The sequence below is a fragment of the Rhizobacter fulvus genome (assembly GCF_964020785.1).
Genome location: NZ_OZ224516.1, coordinates 3,025,766 through 3,041,541, shown reverse-complemented (window position 1 = coordinate 3,041,541; position 15,776 = coordinate 3,025,766). Strand labels below are relative to the sequence as shown.

Annotated in this window: 18 protein-coding genes; 7 read left to right on the top strand and 11 right to left on the bottom strand. The window is 67.9% G+C overall.

The window, feature by feature from the left end:
• Positions 1–3: 3 nt before the first annotated feature.
• Entirely contained in the window at positions 4–1,263 is a 1,260-nt protein-coding gene (tyrS, locus tag ACWH49_RS14525) for a tyrosine--tRNA ligase (RefSeq protein WP_448172091.1), read from the bottom strand.
• Between the two features lie 225 nt (positions 1,264–1,488).
• Between tyrS and ACWH49_RS14520 the strand changes: the two genes are divergently transcribed.
• Together ACWH49_RS14520 and ACWH49_RS14515 are read left to right on the top strand one after the other, a co-directional pair.
• Positions 1,489–2,874: a peptidoglycan DD-metalloendopeptidase family protein gene (locus ACWH49_RS14520; protein WP_448172090.1), complete on the top strand. Its 1,386-nt coding sequence runs from the start codon at positions 1,489–1,491 to the stop codon at positions 2,872–2,874.
• Between the two features lie 66 nt (positions 2,875–2,940).
• A complete protein-coding gene (locus tag ACWH49_RS14515; RefSeq protein WP_448172089.1) occupies positions 2,941–4,062 on the top strand; it encodes an anhydro-N-acetylmuramic acid kinase in 1,122 nt (373 codons plus the stop codon).
• Positions 4,063–4,138: 76 nt separating this feature from the next.
• Here ACWH49_RS14515 and erpA read toward each other — a convergent pair whose 3' ends face one another.
• The 5 genes from erpA to rplM form a co-directional block, all read right to left on the bottom strand.
• Positions 4,139–4,528 carry an iron-sulfur cluster insertion protein ErpA gene (gene erpA / locus ACWH49_RS14510; RefSeq protein WP_056461030.1) on the bottom strand — a complete coding sequence of 130 codons (390 nt, stop codon included), beginning with the start codon at positions 4,526–4,528 and terminating at the stop codon, positions 4,139–4,141.
• Between the two features lie 36 nt (positions 4,529–4,564).
• Positions 4,565–4,960, bottom strand: coding sequence for a bactofilin family protein (locus ACWH49_RS14505; protein ID WP_448172088.1), 396 nt, complete (start codon positions 4,958–4,960; stop codon positions 4,565–4,567).
• Positions 4,961–4,995: 35 nt separating this feature from the next.
• Positions 4,996–5,706: a DUF6776 family protein gene (locus tag ACWH49_RS14500; RefSeq protein WP_448172087.1), complete on the bottom strand. Its 711-nt coding sequence runs from the start codon at positions 5,704–5,706 to the stop codon at positions 4,996–4,998.
• A gap of 104 nt (positions 5,707–5,810) precedes the next feature.
• A complete protein-coding gene (rpsI, locus tag ACWH49_RS14495) occupies positions 5,811–6,203 on the bottom strand; it encodes a 30S ribosomal protein S9 (RefSeq protein ID WP_056461020.1) in 393 nt (130 codons plus the stop codon).
• Between the two features lie 12 nt (positions 6,204–6,215).
• Positions 6,216–6,644, bottom strand: a complete 429-nt coding sequence (gene rplM / locus ACWH49_RS14490) for a 50S ribosomal protein L13 (RefSeq protein ID WP_056461018.1) — start codon at positions 6,642–6,644, stop codon at positions 6,216–6,218.
• A gap of 240 nt (positions 6,645–6,884) precedes the next feature.
• Here rplM and ACWH49_RS14485 point away from each other — a divergent pair, with 240 nt between their 5' ends.
• The 3 genes from ACWH49_RS14485 to ACWH49_RS14475 all read left to right on the top strand — a co-directional run bounded on the left by ACWH49_RS14485 (position 6,885) and on the right by ACWH49_RS14475 (position 9,701).
• On the top strand, positions 6,885–7,583 hold the full coding sequence (locus ACWH49_RS14485; RefSeq protein WP_448172086.1) for an N-acetyltransferase family protein: 699 nt from the start codon (positions 6,885–6,887) through the stop codon (positions 7,581–7,583).
• 170 nt (positions 7,584–7,753) lie between these two features.
• The gene (locus tag ACWH49_RS14480) at positions 7,754–8,590 is read left to right on the top strand and encodes a DUF2726 domain-containing protein (protein WP_056461012.1); all 837 of its coding nucleotides are present in this window, start codon (positions 7,754–7,756) and stop codon (positions 8,588–8,590) included.
• Positions 8,591–8,624: 34 nt separating this feature from the next.
• Positions 8,625–9,701: a serine/threonine protein kinase gene (locus tag ACWH49_RS14475; RefSeq protein ID WP_448172085.1), complete on the top strand. Its 1,077-nt coding sequence runs from the start codon at positions 8,625–8,627 to the stop codon at positions 9,699–9,701.
• A gap of 18 nt (positions 9,702–9,719) precedes the next feature.
• Here ACWH49_RS14475 and htpG read toward each other — a convergent pair whose 3' ends face one another.
• From htpG to ACWH49_RS14455, 4 genes are all read right to left on the bottom strand, one after another.
• The gene (gene htpG, locus ACWH49_RS14470) at positions 9,720–11,600 is read right to left on the bottom strand and encodes a molecular chaperone HtpG (RefSeq protein ID WP_448172084.1); all 1,881 of its coding nucleotides are present in this window, start codon (positions 11,598–11,600) and stop codon (positions 9,720–9,722) included.
• Between the two features lie 81 nt (positions 11,601–11,681).
• Positions 11,682–12,032 (bottom strand): hypothetical protein, encoded by a 351-nt coding sequence (locus ACWH49_RS14465; protein ID WP_056461003.1) that lies wholly within the window; start codon positions 12,030–12,032, stop codon positions 11,682–11,684.
• A 14-nt stretch (positions 12,033–12,046) separates the two neighbouring features.
• A complete protein-coding gene (locus tag ACWH49_RS14460; protein WP_448172083.1) occupies positions 12,047–12,484 on the bottom strand; it encodes an OsmC family protein in 438 nt (145 codons plus the stop codon).
• 55 nt (positions 12,485–12,539) lie between these two features.
• Positions 12,540–13,610, bottom strand: coding sequence for a flavodoxin family protein (locus ACWH49_RS14455; protein WP_448172082.1), 1,071 nt, complete (start codon positions 13,608–13,610; stop codon positions 12,540–12,542).
• Positions 13,611–13,702: 92 nt separating this feature from the next.
• Here ACWH49_RS14455 and ACWH49_RS14450 point away from each other — a divergent pair, with 92 nt between their 5' ends.
• Positions 13,703–14,509, top strand: a complete 807-nt coding sequence (locus ACWH49_RS14450) for a HipA family kinase (protein WP_448172081.1) — start codon at positions 13,703–13,705, stop codon at positions 14,507–14,509.
• Positions 14,487–14,909, top strand: coding sequence for a DUF3037 domain-containing protein (locus ACWH49_RS14445; protein WP_448172080.1), 423 nt, complete (start codon positions 14,487–14,489; stop codon positions 14,907–14,909). Before ACWH49_RS14450 ends, ACWH49_RS14445 begins: the two co-directional genes overlap by 23 nt.
• Here ACWH49_RS14445 and asd read toward each other — a convergent pair.
• Positions 14,894–15,745 (bottom strand): archaetidylserine decarboxylase, encoded by an 852-nt coding sequence (gene asd / locus ACWH49_RS14440; protein WP_448172079.1) that lies wholly within the window; start codon positions 15,743–15,745, stop codon positions 14,894–14,896. The two genes, ACWH49_RS14445 and asd, sit on opposite strands and share 16 nt — an antisense overlap.
• Positions 15,746–15,776: the final 31 nt, after the last annotated feature.

Below are 15,776 nucleotides of genomic sequence, written 5' to 3'. Positions count from 1 at the left end.
GGATCACTCCAGCGTCACCCGCGCGAACTTGCGCTTGCCCACTTGCACCACATAGGTCCCGGCGGCCAGTTTCAAACCCCGGTCGCTGACGACCGAACCATCCACCTTCACGCCGTTGCCGTCGACCAGGCGCAGGGCCTCGCCGGTCGACGCCGCAAGATTAGCCTGTTTCAGCACCGCGCCGATACCCAGAGGAGCCCCTGTCAACCCGACCGCGACGATCTCGTCCGGCACGCCGCCGCGGGCGCGCAGCTCGAAATCGCGCTCGGCCGCGTCGGCCGCCGCGGCGCCGTGGAAACGCGCGGTCACTTCCTTGGCCAGCTGGACCTTGGCGTCCTTCGGATTGCGGCCATCCTCCACCTCCGTCCGCAGCCGGGCCACCTCGGCCTCCGGGCGGAAGCTGAGCAGGGTGAAGTACTTCCACATCAACGCGTCGTTGATCGAGAGCAGCTTTGCGAACATCGTGTTCGCCGGCTCGGTGATGCCGATGTAGTTGCCCTTGCTCTTGGACATCTTCTCCACGCCATCCAGACCTTCCAGCAGCGGCATCGTCAGGATGCATTGCGGCTCCTGGCCGTATTCGCTCTGCAACGATCGGCCGACCAGCAGATTGAATTTCTGGTCGGTGCCGCCGAGTTCGAGGTCGCTCTTCAACGCAACCGAGTCGTAGCCCTGCATCAGCGGGTACAGGAATTCGTGGACGCTGATCGGCGTGCCGGCGTTGAAGCGATCGTGAAAGTCGTTGCGCTCCATCATCCGCGCCACCGTGTAGCGCGACGCGAGCTGGATCATTCCGCGCGCACCCAGCGGATCGCTCCATTCCGAGTTGTAACGAACTTCGGCCCGCTCGATGTCGACGACCAGACTGATCTGATCGAAGTAAGTCTTCGCATTCGCCTCGATCTGCTCGCGGGTCAAAGGCGGCCGGGTCGCGTTGCGTCCCGACGGATCGCCGATCATCGACGTGAAATCGCCGATCAGCGGGATCACGGTGTGGCCCAGGTCCTGGAGCTGGCGCAGCTTGTTGAAGACCACCGTATGACCCAGGTGCAGGTCGGGCGCGGTCGGGTCCAGACCGAACTTGATCCGCAGTGGCACGCCGGTTGCTTCCGACTTGGCGAGCTTGGCCAGCCAGTCGGCCTGCGGCAGCAGTTCGTCGCAGCCACGCATCGAGATTGCCAATGCCTCCCGGACCCGATCTGTCACCGGATGCCCGGGGTTTGGCGAAGCGGAGGCAGAAGCTTGACTGGAAGTGGGGGGCATACGGGGCTTTTACGGGGATGGGCGCGCGGTGGGGTCGTTATACTTCCCGGCGGTTCAGGGCCCGCTCCCCGGCATGGCGGATGCGATCTGAACACGGTCCGTGCCCGTCCGGAGTCGGGCGCCACGGATTCTAGTAGAGGCCCTTCGGGGCGGTAGGGACACAACATCGAAGCGCGCGGCCACGCTGCCGTCGCTCGCACCAGGGCACCGGGCCCTCGAATTGAATTGAAATCGCTGGACTCACTCGACCGCGCGCTGGCAGCAGCCGCCACGCGCACCGCCCGTTTCGTCTCTGCGCATCCGCGCGGCCTCTCGGCGGCCGTGATGCTGTCGCTGGCCGGCTTCGGCGTCACGGCGTTCGGCATCGCGCCGATGGCGCCCGACGCGTCTGACATTCCGAAACGACTGGTGACCGAGAGCGTCACGCCGGACGAAATCCAGTCCCAGCTCGACGCGCTGGCGGAGCACGAGTTACAGCTGTACCGGACCGACCTGACCCGCACCAGCGACACGGTCGACAGTCTCCTGAAGCGCCTGAACGTCAGCGACGCCGCTGCGGCGCAGTTCCTGCGCACCGATGCCACGGGCCGCAAGCTCCTCGAGGGCCGGGGCGGCAAGATGGTCCGCGTCCAGACCGACGAGAACGGCACGCTGACGGAGTTGATCGCGCGCTACGCGCCGTCCAATCCGGATCAGCTGGGCACGCATTTCAACCGTTTGACCGTGCGCCTGATCGGCGGCAAGCTGATGGCGATGATCGAGACCGCGCCACTGGCTGCGCAGGTTCGCATGGGCAGCGGGACGATCCATTCGTCCCTGTTCGCGGCGACCGACGAGGCGCGCATTCCCGACAACGTCGCGACCCAGCTGGCCGACGTGTTCTCGACCGATGTCGATTTCCGCCGCCAGCTGCAGAAGGGCGACACCTTCTCGGTGCTGTACGAGGCGCTCACCGCCGATGGCGAGCCCATCACCTGGGGCGTGGCCGGCCGCGTGCTGGCCGCCGACTTCGTCAACAACGGCAAGACCTACTCGGCGGTCTGGTTCAAGGGCGCCGAAGGCAAGGGCGGCTACTACGGCTTCGACGGCCAGAGCAAGAAGCGCGCGTTCCTCGCGAGCCCGATGGAGTTCTCGCGGGTGACCTCCGGCTTCGCGATGCGCATGCACCCGATCCTGAACAGCTGGAAGCAGCACAAGGGCGTCGACTACGGCGCGCCGGCCGGCACGCCGATCCGCGCGGTCGGCGACGGCACGGTCGATTTCGCGGGCTGGCAGAACGGCTACGGCAATGTCGTCGAGATCCGCCACAGCGCGCAGCGCTCGACGCTGTACGCGCACATGAGCCGGATCGACGTGAAGCGCGGCGCCCACGTCGAGCAAGGCCAGCGCGTCGGCGCGGTCGGCGCCACCGGCTGGGCGACCGGGCCGCACCTGCACTTCGAAGTCAAGGTCAGCGGCATGCAGCAAGACCCGATGATCATGGCCAAGGCCTCCGAGGTGATCGAACTCGCGCCGGCGCAGAAGGCCGCGTTTGCGCAGCTCGCGGGCAGCCTGCGCAGCCAGCTCGAGGTCGCTGAATCCGTGGCCCGCTCGGGCGCCTACGCCGAGTAAGCACCGCTTCTCTGGCGCCGGGGCCCGCAGTGCGGGCCCTTCGCATTTGGTGGGCACAATCGAGCGATGACCGCGCTCTACATCGGACTGATGTCCGGCACCTCGCTCGACGGCATCGACGGCGTGCTCGTCGACTTCGACGCCGCCGACGGTCCCGCCCCGCAGGTGGTGGCGCATGTGCATCGGCCGTTCGCTCCCGACCTCGCCGCCGAGCTGCTGGCGCTGAACAGCGTCGGCGCGAACGAGCTGCACCGCGCCGCCCTCGCCGGAAATGCGTTGGCGCGCGGGTATGCCGACGTCGTCGACGCGTTGCTTCGAACCAGCGCCACTCCCCGCGAGCGCGTGCGCGCGATCGGCGCACACGGCCAGACGGTGCGGCACCGCCCGGGCGAGTTCGATGGCACGGGCTACACCCTGCAGCTGAACAGCCCGGCGCTGCTCGCGGAGTTGACCGGGATCGACGTTGTCGCCGACCTGCGCGGCCGCGACGTCGCGGCCGGGGGCCAGGGCGCCCCGTTGGTGCCGGCGTTCCACCGTGCGGTGTTCGGACGCGCCGGCGAGGCGGTCGCCGTGCTGAACCTCGGCGGGATCGCGAACCTGACCGCGCTCCGGGCGGACGGCACGACCGTCGGCTTCGACTGCGGGCCGGCGAACGCCCTGCTCGATCATTGGTGCCGCTTGCACACCGGACACCCCTATGACGCCGATGGCGCATGGGCGGCAAGCGGACACGTCCTGGCACCGCTGCTCGCGAGCCTGCGTACCGAACCCTACTTCGCGCTGCCGCCGCCGAAGAGCACGGGCCGCGACCTGTTCAATCCGGCCTGGCTGCAGGCTCGGCTCGCTGCCGCGGCGCCGGTGGCGCAGGCCGTCGATGTCCAGGCCACGCTGGCAGAGTTGACCGCGGTGAGTTGCGTGGCCGACGTGTCCGCCTGCGCCGGGGCCGCACGCGAACTGCTGGTCTGCGGCGGCGGCGCGTTCAACCGCCATCTGATGCGACGTCTGGCCGCGAACCTGCCGGGCATGGCGGTAATCTCGAGCGACGAACGGGGCCTTCCGCCCGATCAGGTCGAGGCCTGCGCGTTCGCCTGGCTGGCGCACGCGTTCATGCGCCGGGAGCCCGCCAACCTGCCAGCCGTGACGGGCGCGGCCGGGCCACGGCTGCTGGGCGCGCTGTACCCGGCGTGATGCGCAGGACCAGCCGGCGCAGCGGCCAGCAAAAAGCCGCCCGAAGGCGGCTTTGACGACGACGCGCGGTCGGTGCTCAGGCCGAGAAGCTCGAGCCGCAGCCGCAGGTGGTCGTCGCGTTCGGGTTCTTGATCACGAACTGGGCGCCTTGCAGGTCGTCCTTGTAGTCGATCTCCGCGCCGGCCAGGTACTGCAGGCTCATCGCGTCGATCAACAGCGTGACGCCGTTCTTGCTCATCTGCGTGTCGTCGTCGTTGACGATCTCGTCGAAGGTGAAGCCGTACTGGAAGCCCGAACAACCGCCGCCCTGCACGAAGACGCGCAGCTTGAGTTCGGGATTGCCTTCCTCGTCGACCAGTTCCTTGACCTTGTTGGCGGCGCTGTCGGTGAAGACCAGCGGCACCGGCGGCTCGTCCATCGAGGCGAGGGCGGTAGTGTCTTGAATTCTTTCGGCGGTTGCGCTCATGGCAAAACTCCTGCGGCGATATGCCGATGCACGTGATTATCCCGGATTCGACGCCGCCAGCTTGAGGCCGGGCCTTTCCGCGGCGCCCAACGGGCGCAGTTCACCATCAATGGTGGCGCCCTGGTGCATTTCAAGCACCTCGTAGCGGACGTCACCGGCGATCTGGGCCTTGGGTTGCAATTCGAGCAGTTCCGTGGAGCGGATCGGGCCGTTCACTTGGCCGTTGACGATCACATGGCCGCCGCTGATCTTCCCGGTCACGCGGGCTTTCTCGCTGATCACGAGGATGCTCGGGCCATCGCCGAGCGCGGTCACGTCGCCGACGACTTCGCCATCGATCCGCAGCCCGTCGGAGAATCTCAATTCGCCCTGGATCAGGGTGCCCTCGCCGACCAGCGTGCGGATCGGCGGCTGCTTTTTCTTACCGAACATCGATTTCCCCTCCACGGGCGGCGCGTGACGCACCGCTACGGCCTGACGCTCAGGCTGGCTTTCACCACGCCGTTCAGGTCCATCACCCTGACTGAGGCGGTTTTTACCACGGCCTGGGGCGGTGGATCGATCATTCCTTCGACGCGCAGGTACTGCTTCAGCTGCAGCGGCTGGGGGCCTGCCGCGGGCGTGAAGCTCCACGGCTTGCCGTCGAGCGTGCCCGCCAGCGAGACCTCGTAGCGTCCCTTGAATTCGGACAGCGCCTTGCCGGCCTGCATCACGAGTAGCTGGAAGCGCACGCGGCCCGGCGAGGGCGTCTCGACCTGCAGGCCGCGGATGCTCACGCCCTCCCCGGCGTTCGTCGGCAGCAGCCGCTCGAAGAAGCCCAGGTCGTTCTTCAGCGCCAGGTTGTCGGCCTCGCTCTGCCGAAGTTGCTGCGCCAGGCGGTCCTGGACGGTCTTCTCGGCCTTCAGCAGGCTCTCGGCCGTGTTCGCGATCGACACCGCCTTGTCGCGTTCGGTGTGCAGCCGGACAGCCTCGTCGCGCAGCCGACGCAATTCCTCGGCCGAACGGCTGTCGAAACCGGCGATCTCCTTGCCGAACTCGAACGCCCACAGCGCCAGCGCGGCCGAGAAGCCGACCATCAGCGCCACCACCGCCCAGCGCAGCGGCCACGGCAGGTGGCTGCGCACGATCATGCGCGGCGCGCTGATCGACAGGCGTCGGCGCAACAGCTTCAGGCGCATCGGATCTTGCTCTTCGAGAGAGAGAGAGGCGCGATTGTAGGAGCGCCATGAACACAAAAGCCGCCCGAAGGCGGCCTTTGCAGGGCGGGCGATCAGCCCGGGTCTTATCGCTTCGAGAACTGCTTGCGACGGCGCGCACCGTGCAGGCCGACCTTCTTGCGCTCGACTTCACGCGCATCGCGGGTGACGAAGCCGGCGTGCTTCAGCGGCGACTTCAGCGTCTCGTCGTAGTCGATCAGCGCGCGGGTGATGCCGTGACGCACCGCGCCGGCCTGCCCCGATTCGCCACCGCCACGCACGTTGACCTTGACGTCGAATGCAGCGTCGTTCGAGGTCAGCACCAGCGGCTGGCGCACGACCATGATGGAGGTCTGGCGGCCGAAATACTCGTCGACGGTCTTGCCGTTGACGATGATCTGGCCGGTGCCCTTCTTGATGAAGACGCGGGCCACCGACGATTTGCGGCGGCCGGTGCCGTAGTTCCAAATACCGATCATTGCGGCAGCTCCTTAGATGTCCAGGACTTTGGGCTGCTGAGCGGTATGCGGGTGCGTGGCACCGGCGTAGACCTTCAGCTTCTTCACCATCGCGTAGCCCAGCGGACCCTTCGGAAGCATGCCCTTGACGGCCTTCTCGATGGCGCGGCCGGGGTGCTTGGCCTGCATGTCCTTGAACTTGGTGGCGTGGATGCCGCCCGGGTAGCCGGAATGACGGTAGTACACCTTGTCATTGGCCTTGTTCCCGGTCACGCGGATCTTGTCGGCGTTGACGATGACGATGAAATCACCGGTGTCGACGTGGGGCGTGTAGATAGGCTTGTGTTTGCCGCGCAAGCGGAGGGCGACTTCACTGGCCACCCGTCCGAGAACCTTATCGGTCGCGTCAATCACAAACCACTCATGCACCACTTCGGCCGGCTTGGCGCTGAAGGTCTTCATGTTGAGTCGTTTGGTTGGTCAGCCTCGTTCTGCTTTGACACAGAACTCGCGCCCGGCTCGGCTACCACTTCGAACGGTGGACTCTCGCAGGCACGTCTTCCCCAGAGGCAAATTTCGGGAAAGCCCGCGAGTGTATCAGAGAAGGCATTGTTCTGCCGTGGTGCAGTGCAGCAACTTGGCAGCGGCCCCTAGCCGGATCACGTAGACTGGTGTTAACCCTGAACCAGGAAGGACTCAGCAATGAGCACTCCCGACCACACCAACACCCCCCTTCACACGCCCGCAGCACCCGTCGTCCCGACCTGGACTTGGGTGCCGATCCGCTCGCTCGGCCCGCGCCACCGGGACCGGATCCTGACGCACCTGCTGGCGCTCGAACCGAGCGACCGCTACCTGCGCTTCGGCTATGCCGCCACGGATGCCCAGATCTCCAAGTATGTCGACATGCTCGACTTCGAGCAGGACGAGGTCTTCGGCATCTTCAGTCGCCGCCTCGAACTGATCGCGATGGCGCACCTCGCCCACTCGGTGTCGGGCACGGGTCACAACGCGGCGCCGGTGTCGGAATTCGGCGTGTCGGTGTTGAAGCAGGCCCGCGCGCGCGGCTTCGGCCGCCGCTTGTTCGAGCATGCGATGCTGCATGCGCGCAATCGTGGCGTCGAGACGCTGCTGATCCACGCGCTCAGCGAGAACACCGCAATGCTGAAGATCGCTCGCAATGCGGGCGCCAAGGTGGTCCGCGAAGGTTCCGAGTCGGACGCCTGGCTGAAGCTGCCGCCCGACTCGCTGGCCTCGCACATGGGCGAGCTGGTCGAGCATCGCGCCGCTGAGCTGGACTACCGCCTGAAGGTGCATGCGCGCCAGGTCGGCGGGCTGCTGGACGCGATCACCGAGGTCAAGGCCTCGTTGACCAAGGCCTCGCACGTCGCGGAAGAGTGACGGCAGTGCGTGCATACCGCACGCACGTGCCTCGCGCCCGCCGATGACCCTCATGTCGGGGGATCGGCGCGGTCCTATGCAGTGGGTTGCATCCGTTACAGTCCGGCATCGATTCCGACGCCCCGGAATCTGCCGTTCATTGTGTCAACCGCGGAACCGCGCTGCCCGCCATGCAAATGCTCCCCTGGATCATTGCGCTCACCGCCCTTGCGCTGCTGGCCATCGTGTTGGTCGCGTGGGCATTGCGACGCAATCCGAAGAAATCGGCCGAACTCCCTACCGAGTGGGCGCTGGCGCCGCGCCCGGTATTCTCGACCGACGAACGTCGTGTGTACCGTCTGCTGCGCGAAGCGCTCCCGCACCACATCGTGCTGTCGAAGCTGCCGCTGGTGCGGTTCTGCCAACCGACCGATCCGAACGAGGTCCGCTACTGGTTCGATCTGCTGGGCACCAGCCACGTGACCTTTGCGGTCTGCAGCGCCAATGGCCGCGTGCTTGCGGCGATCGACCTCGACACCGACCGCGGCAATTCGCGCCGCGTGATGCAGATCAAGCAATCGGTGCTGAGCGCCTGCCGCGTGCGCTACCTGCGTTGCCCGGTCGACCAGTTGCCGTCGGTCGCCGAACTGCAGTTGCTCGTGCCCAGCAGCAGCGCCCAATCGCGCGGTCCGCAGCCGGCGCCCGCGCCCCCTGCCAACCTGCACCAGGCGCGCGACTCGCTCTCGCACGCGGTCGCCTCGCGGCGCGCCGAGCGCACCGCGCTGTGGCAGGACTCCACGGTGTTCCAGGATTCGTTCTTCGCGCCCGACTCCCGCGACGGCTTCAGCAACAGCGAGTTCGCACCGATGCCGCGCCCGAAGCCACTGCGCTCGTCGTCGCGGCGCAGCGAGCCGAGCAACTTCGCCGGCCTCGACGACCGGCCCGATCCGTTGACGGGCCTGGACACCGAGGAACTCGGCGGCGTGGTCGACGACAACCCGCGCTACTCGAGCGGCTCGCAACGCTGACGCGCCCGCGCGGGGCGGCGCGTACGATGCGCGCATGACGCCGCCCGATCGCGAACCCCTTCCTGCCGCTTCGGACCGCACCTCCGACACCCCGTTCGCCGGCCTCGACCCCGACACCGTCCTCGACGCGCTCGATGCCGTCGGCCTGCGCGGCGACGGCCGCCTGATCCAGCTGAACTCGTACGAGAACCGCGTCTTCCAGGTGTTCCTGGAGGACGGCCGGGTCGTCGTCACCAAGTTCTACCGGCCGCGGCGCTGGAGCGATGCGCAGATCCTTGAAGAGCATGCGTTCGCCAACGAACTTGCTGCGGCAGAAATTCCGGTCGCCGCGGTCTGGCCGCTCGCGATCGATGCCGGTGCGCGCCTCGCCGACCGGGTCGGGCTCTCCGGCGCCACGCTCGCGCAGATCGAGACGGCCCACGGCGCCTACCGCTTCAGCGTCAGCGAGAAGCTCGCGGGTCGTGCGCCCGAGCTGGAAGACGATGGCACGCTCGAATGGATCGGCCGTTTCATCGGCCGGATGCATTCGGTCGGCGCGCTGAAGCCGTTCGTGCACCGCCAGACGCTTTCGCCACAGACCTTCGGCGTCGACAACCGCGACTGGCTGCTGAGCCAGGACATCATTCCGCCGGATGCAGAAACTGCCTGGCGACAGGCCACCGACGAGGCGCTCGCGGCGATCGCCGAGGCCTTCGGCGGCCCGGCGATCCGCACGTTGCGCCTGCACGGCGACTGCCATCTCGGCAACGTGCTGTGGGCCGCCGACGGTCCGCACTTCGTCGACCTGGACGACGCGGTGATGGGCCCGGCGACGCAGGACCTGTGGATGCTGCTGTCCGGCGAGCGCGGCGCGATGACGCGCCAGCTCGCCGCCGTGCTCGAGGGCTACGAGGCCTTCATGGACTTCGACTGGCGCGAGCTGCGCCTGGTCGAACCGCTGCGCACGCTGCGGATGATCCACCACAGCGCGTGGATCGCGCGGCGCTGGACCGACCCGGCGTTCCCGATCGCGTTCCCGTGGTTCGACAGCCCGAAGTACTGGGCCGAGCAGACGACCCGCCTGCGTCAGCAGATCGACGCGATGGGCGAGCCGCCCCTGGGGGGCCCGTAACCCCGGGTTCGCTGCCGGTCAGGCGACCAGCAACGCGTTGACCCGCCGCACGTAGGCGGCCGGGTCGTCGAGCTGCCCGCCTTCGGCCAGCAGGGCCTGGTCGAACAGGATGTTCGCCAGGTCGTCGAAATGCGCGCTGCTGTCCAGGCGCTTGACCAAGGCATGCTCGGCGTTCACCTCCAGCGTCGGCAGCGACTTCGGCGCGCTCTGCCCGGCCTGCTTCAGCAGCCGCGCAAGGTGGCCGCTCATGTCGCCCTCCTCCACCACCAGGCAGGCCGGCGAATCGACCAGCCGCGTCGTGACCCGCACGTCCTTGGCCCGTTCCTTCAACGTCTCCTTCAGGCGATCGAGCACCGGCTTGAACGCGGTCGCGGCCTCCTCGGCCTGCTTCTTCTCGGCCTCGTCCTGCAGCTTGCCGAGGTCGACAGAGCCCTTCGCGACGCTCTGCAATGGCTTGCCGTCGAACTCGTACAGGTGGCTCAGCATCCACTCGTCGACCCGGTCGGTCAGCAGCAGCACCTCGATGCCCTTCTTGCGGAAGATCTCGAGCTGCGGGCTGCTCTTGGCGGCGGCCAGGCTGTCGGCGGTGATGTAGTAGACGACCTCCTGGCCTTCCTTCATGCGTCCGACGTAATCGGTGAACGAGACGCCCTCGTCGGCGTGCGTCGATGCGAAGCGCAGCAGCTTGACCAGCCGTTCCTGGTTCGCGTGGTCCTCGCCGACGCCTTCCTTCAGCACGACGCCGAAGTCCTTCCAGAACGCGGCGTACTTGGCCTTCTCGGCGACGTCCTCGCTGTCGGCCAGCGCCTCGAGCATGCCGAGCACGCGCTTGGTCGAGCCCTCGCGAATCGCCTTCACATCGCGGCTCTCCTGCAGCAACTCGCGGCTCACGTTGAGCGGCAGGTCGGCACTGTCGATCACGCCCTTGACGAAGCGCAGGTACACCGGCATCAGCGCCTCGGCGTCGTCCATGATGAAGACGCGCTTGACGTAGAGCTTGACGCCGCCACGCTTGTCGCGGTTCCACAGGTCGAATGGTGCCTTGGCCGGCACGTAGAGCAGCTGCGTGTACTCGCTGCGGCCCTCGACCCGGTTGTGGGTGTAGGCCAGCGGCGCCTCGGTGTCGTAGCTGATCTGCTTGTAGAACTCGGTGTACTGCTCGGGCGTGATGTCGTTCTTGCTCCGCGTCCACAGCGCGGCCGCCTTGTTGACCGGCGCCCACTCGTCCTTCGTGACCTGCTTGGAGGCCTCGGCATCCCACTCTTCCTTCTGCATCAGGATCGGCAGCGAGATGTGGTCGGAGTACTTGCCGATGATCGACTTCAGCTTCCAGCCGCTGAGGAACTCCTCCTCGCCGTCGCGCAGGTGCAGCGTCACGGTGGTGCCGCGCGCCGGACGGGTGATCGTCTCGACTTCGAAGTCGCCGCTGCCCTGCGACGACCAGCGCACGCCCTCCTCGGGCGGCAGCCCGGCGCGGCGCGACTCGACGGTGATGCGGTCGGCGACGATGAACCCGCTGTAGAAGCCCACGCCGAACTGGCCGATCAGCTGCGCGTCCTTCTTCTGGTCGCCTTCCAGGGCCGACATGAACTCGCGGGTGCCGCTCTTGGCGATCGTGCCGAGGTTGGCAATCGCCTCCTCCTCGGACAGGCCGATGCCGTTGTCGGTGATCGTGATCGTCTTTGCCTCGGCGTCGAACGCCACGCGAACGTCGAGGTTCGGCTGGTCTTCCAGCAGCGCCGGGTGGTTCAGCGCCTCGAAACGCAGCTTGTCGCACGCGTCAGAGGCGTTCGAGACCAGCTCGCGCAGGAAGATTTCCTTGTTGGAATAGAGCGAGTGCGTGACGAGGTGCAGGATCTGCTTGACCTCGGCCTGAAAGGAAAGCGTCTGTTTGTCCATGGCTCTTCTGGGGTACGGGCCGAGACGGCACCGCGCCGCCCGGAAGAGCGGGATTTTGGGGCCGCAACGCCCGATTTCAAGTCAGGCCGGCTCGGGCAAGAGCTCGAACGTCCCCTTCTGCTGCGCCCAGGTGTCGTGGCCGGACGCGAAGCCGACCATCTGCGAGGTCTCGAGGTTCAGTGCCACCGTCAGCGTGTAGCCGCCGGACGAGACGTACGAGACCACGACCACGTCGTCGCTGACCGGCGCCACGGCACCGAACTTCTCGTGGTGCAGTTCGGTCGGGTCCTGGCCGTCGACGCTGCGCCACACCACGCTGCCGTCGGTGCTGAACGTGTGCTCGAAGGTCTGGCCGGCGACCGGGCCGTCGTTGAACCGCCAGCGGATCGTGCGGCCGAGCAGCGCGCGGCGCTCGGCTTGGGTCGTGGTCATGGCCGTGCCTCCCCTCAGTTCCTCAAGGTCGCCTGCAAGGTGATTTCGGGCACGCTCGCGAGCGCCTTCGACAACGGGCAGTCGCGCTTGGCGGCCGCGGCGATCTCCTGGAACTTCGCGTCGTCGATGCCCGGCACCGTGGCCTCCATCGTCAGTGCGATGCGGTCGATCACGAAGCCTTCGCCCTGCTTGGCCAGACGCACCGCCGCCCTGGTGTCGACCTTGCCGGTCGCGATGCCGGCCTTGTCGCAGGCGAACGAGAACGCCATCGTGAAGCAGGCGGCGTGGGCCGCACCGAGGATCTCCTCGGGATTGGTGCCCTTCACGTCGCCCTCGAAGCGGCTGGCGAAGCCATACGGATAGGCCTTCAGCGCACCGGTCTCGGTGCTGATCTGGCCGGTGCCCTTCTTGCCGGCGCCTTCCCAGTGAACAGTCGCTGTCTTCTCGATCATGGTGTGTCCTTTCGGTGCTGGTTCGTGACGTGTGTGTGACAGCGGCCCGCCGGCGTCACTTCGGGCGCGGCCGCTCGAGTCGGCTGTCGGGCGGCGACAGGCGGCCGGCCCGCAGTTCCTGCACGGCCGCGACGACGGCCCGCGCGACGTTGCGGGTCTCTTCCTGCACCGCGGCGTCCCGATCGAGCGCCTCGTGGCTGTTGTAGTACGGTTCGTAGTAGCCGATGTAACGATCCAGCTTGGCGCTCGATCCGGCGTCGATCAGGCCCATCCAGTCGAGCCAGTCGGTGAGGTTGCGGCGCTGCGCCTCGACGCCGGCGACGTCGCCATGGACGACGACGCCGTAGGCGCGACCGGCCACGTGCTTCGGGTACTCCCACCCGCCCGCCTCGATCTGCTTCGCCTGCGCGGCCTTCTTGCCGTGCGTCGAGGTCGGGTCCGGGTTGCCGCCGTCGGCGCAGACCAGGCGGTCGATCATCAGCTTCAGGGGGCTGGGCGATTGGTACCAGTAGGTCGGCGCCAGGATGATGACCGCGTGCGCGTCGACCCAGCGCTCGTAGATCTCGGCCATCCAGTCGTGGGCCTGGCCGAGCGCGTGGTTCGGGTAGCAGCTGCAAGGCCAGTGGCAAAGCGGCATCGCGGTCGAGACGCAGCCCTTGCACGGGTGGATCTGGCGCCCGTACTCCGACGTCACGAGGCTCAGGTCGAGCACGTCGGCCTGAACACCCGCGCCTTCGACCACCTCCCGCGCCAGCTGGGTAAGGCGCCAGGTCTTCGACATCTCGCCGGGGCAGGTCGCGTCGTTGCGCGAGCTGCCGTTGATCAGCAGGATGCGGGAGGGCGACCCCGGCGCCTGCCAGCGCTGCTGGGCCGCCTGGAGCCGCTGCCGGGTATCCAGCCACTCGACAGAGACCTCGTAGCCGGGGTCCTTGAAGCCCTCGCCGGCCGGCTGCGTGACAGGCGCCTTGCGCCCCTGTTCCAGCGCCTCCCAGGCGATCGCCTCGAGCCGATCGATCGCGTCCCGTTCGGGACCGTATGCGGGGTCGTAGAAATTCCGCTGGAAGCGTTCCCTGAACGCCTCGCGCGTCAGCTTGGCCGGCGCCTGGCCCGTGCGGATGTCAGTCATCGGGCCAGTATCAGCAGCCGCGCCGAAGGCCGAAGTCGGAAGCCGCCCCGTCGCGGCGCTGGCTGCGTCCTACAGTGCAGCAGAATGCGCGCATGCCGCCGCTGCGCACCGTCACCGCCACCCGCTACGTCACGCCGCTGCGCGAAGGGGGCTCGCTGCCGGCGGTGATCGAGGCCGACGACGACGGTCTGTACGTGCTCAAGTTCCGCGGCGCCGGCCAGGGCCCGCGGGCCCTGATCGCCGAACTGGTCGCCGGCGAACTCGCGCGCGCGGCCGGCCTGCCGGTGCCCGAGATCGTGTTCGCCGAACTCGACCCCGAACTCGCGCGCACGGAGCCGGACCCCGAAATCCAGGACCTGATCCGCGCCAGTGCCGACCTCGTCGCCGGTGGACGCGGCCTGAACCTCGCGCTCGACTACCTGCCCGGCTCGGTGACCTTCGACCCGCTGGCGATGCAGCCCGGCGCCGAGCTCGCGTCGCGCATCGTCTGGTTCGACGCGTTCGTCAGCAACCTGGACCGCACCGCGCGCAACACCAACATGCTGGTGTGGCACGGCCGGCTCTGGCTGATCGACCACGGCGCGGCGCTCTACTTCCACCACGACTGGCGCGACGTCATGGCGCGTGCCAATGCCCCGTTCGCGCTGATCAAGGACCACGTGCTGCTGCCGTTCGCGACCGGGCTCGAAGCAGCCGACGACTGGATGACGCAGCGGATCACGCCCGCGCGGATCGCCGAAGTCGTTGCGCTGATCCCCGACACCTGGCTCGAGGACGAGACCTCGTTCGCGAGCAAGGCGGCGCACCGCGCTGCGTATTCGCAGTTCCTGACCGAACGCTTGGCCGCGCCGCGTGCATTCCTCGAGGAGGCCGTGCGTGCCCAAGCCCTGCACGTATGACTACGCGATCGTGCGTGTGGTCCCGCGCGTCGAGCGCGGCGAGTTCGTCAATGCCGGCGTGATCGTCTCGTGCGCGGAGCAGGGCTTGCTGCAGGCCGCGATCGAGTTGGACGAGTCGCGCCTGCTTGCGCTCGATCCGAACGCCGACCTCGTGGGCATCCGCGCGGCGCTGGCGGCGATCCCGGTGATCTGCGCCGGCGGTGACGCGGCGGGGCCGCTCGGAAAGCTCTCGGTGCGCGAGCGCTTCCACTGGCTCGTGGCGCCGCGCAGTTCGAGCATCCAGACCTCGCCGGTGCACACCGGTCGCTGCGAGACGCCCGGGCTGATGCTGGATCAGCTGATGCGCAAGATGGTGCGGCTGCCCGCGGCCGCGACGCCGCCGTTTCAGGCGTCGACGTAGTCCGCCATCGCCTCGCCGAGGCGGATCGGCCGCGCCGGTGCCCAGGCCGGGTTGAAGCGCAGCGCGCCGGTCGGGAACAGCATCACGACCGTCGAGCCGAGCAGGAAGCGGCCCATCTCGTCGCCTTGTTTCAGCACGACTTGCTGGTCGTCGTAGCGCCATTCGCGCACGCCGGCGACCCGCTTCTGGTTGACGACGCCGTGCCATACCGTCGCCATGCGGCCGACGATCGTCGCGCCGACCAGCGTCAGCACGAACGGGCCGCGCGCCGACTCGAACACGCACACCACCCGCTCGTTGCGCGCGAACAGCCCCGGCACGCCGCGCGCGGTCAGCGGGTTCACCGAGAAAAGGTCGCCCGGCACGTGGATCATGCGCAGCAGGCGGCCGTCGCGCGGCATGTGGATGCGGTGGTAGTCCTTCGGGCTCAGGTAGAGCGTCGCGAAGTGGCCGTTCTCGAACTGCGCGGCCAGCGCGGCGTCGCCGCCGACCAGCGCGGTGGTCGAGTACGCGTGGCCCTTGGCCTGGAAGATCTGGTCACGCCGGATGTCGCCGAACTGGCTGATCGCGCCGTCGACCGGACAGACCAGGTCGGCCTGCGCGAGCGGCCGGGCGCCGGGCTTCAGCGCGCGGGTGAAGAAATCGTTGAAGCTCTTGTAGCTGGCGATGTCCGGGTTCGCCGCTTCGCTCATGTCGACGCCGTACTTCGCGACGAAGCCGCCGATCAGCTTGGTCGTGCGAGCCCCCCACTCGCGCGAGGCGCGCCAGCCGGCATAGCGGGTCAATGCCTGCTTCGGCAGCAGGTATTGCGGGAGCACTTTCAGGCGGTCGGACACGTTGGCGGCTGGAGGGCGACAGAGGGCGGGA

Excerpts from the sequence above, each read along its gene's own strand:
- tyrS (WP_448172091.1), bottom strand. The coding sequence starts at position 1,263 with ATGCCCCCCACTTCCAGTCAAGCTTCTGCCTCCGCTTCGCCAAACCCC.
- ACWH49_RS14515 (WP_448172089.1), top strand. The coding sequence starts at position 2,941 with ATGACCGCGCTCTACATCGGACTGATGTCCGGCACCTCGCTCGACGGC.
- erpA (WP_056461030.1), bottom strand. The coding sequence starts at position 4,528 with ATGAGCGCAACCGCCGAAAGAATTCAAGACACTACCGCCCTCGCCTCG.
- ACWH49_RS14505 (WP_448172088.1), bottom strand. The coding sequence starts at position 4,960 with ATGTTCGGTAAGAAAAAGCAGCCGCCGATCCGCACGCTGGTCGGCGAG.
- ACWH49_RS14500 (WP_448172087.1), bottom strand. The coding sequence starts at position 5,706 with ATGCGCCTGAAGCTGTTGCGCCGACGCCTGTCGATCAGCGCGCCGCGC.
- rpsI (WP_056461020.1), bottom strand. The coding sequence starts at position 6,203 with ATGATCGGTATTTGGAACTACGGCACCGGCCGCCGCAAATCGTCGGTG.
- rplM (WP_056461018.1), bottom strand. The coding sequence starts at position 6,644 with ATGAAGACCTTCAGCGCCAAGCCGGCCGAAGTGGTGCATGAGTGGTTT.
- ACWH49_RS14485 (WP_448172086.1), top strand. The coding sequence starts at position 6,885 with ATGAGCACTCCCGACCACACCAACACCCCCCTTCACACGCCCGCAGCA.
- ACWH49_RS14480 (WP_056461012.1), top strand. The coding sequence starts at position 7,754 with ATGCAAATGCTCCCCTGGATCATTGCGCTCACCGCCCTTGCGCTGCTG.
- ACWH49_RS14475 (WP_448172085.1), top strand. The coding sequence starts at position 8,625 with ATGACGCCGCCCGATCGCGAACCCCTTCCTGCCGCTTCGGACCGCACC.
- htpG (WP_448172084.1), bottom strand. The coding sequence starts at position 11,600 with ATGGACAAACAGACGCTTTCCTTTCAGGCCGAGGTCAAGCAGATCCTG.
- ACWH49_RS14465 (WP_056461003.1), bottom strand. The coding sequence starts at position 12,032 with ATGACCACGACCCAAGCCGAGCGCCGCGCGCTGCTCGGCCGCACGATC.
- ACWH49_RS14460 (WP_448172083.1), bottom strand. The coding sequence starts at position 12,484 with ATGATCGAGAAGACAGCGACTGTTCACTGGGAAGGCGCCGGCAAGAAG.
- ACWH49_RS14455 (WP_448172082.1), bottom strand. The coding sequence starts at position 13,610 with ATGACTGACATCCGCACGGGCCAGGCGCCGGCCAAGCTGACGCGCGAG.
- ACWH49_RS14450 (WP_448172081.1), top strand. The coding sequence starts at position 13,703 with ATGCCGCCGCTGCGCACCGTCACCGCCACCCGCTACGTCACGCCGCTG.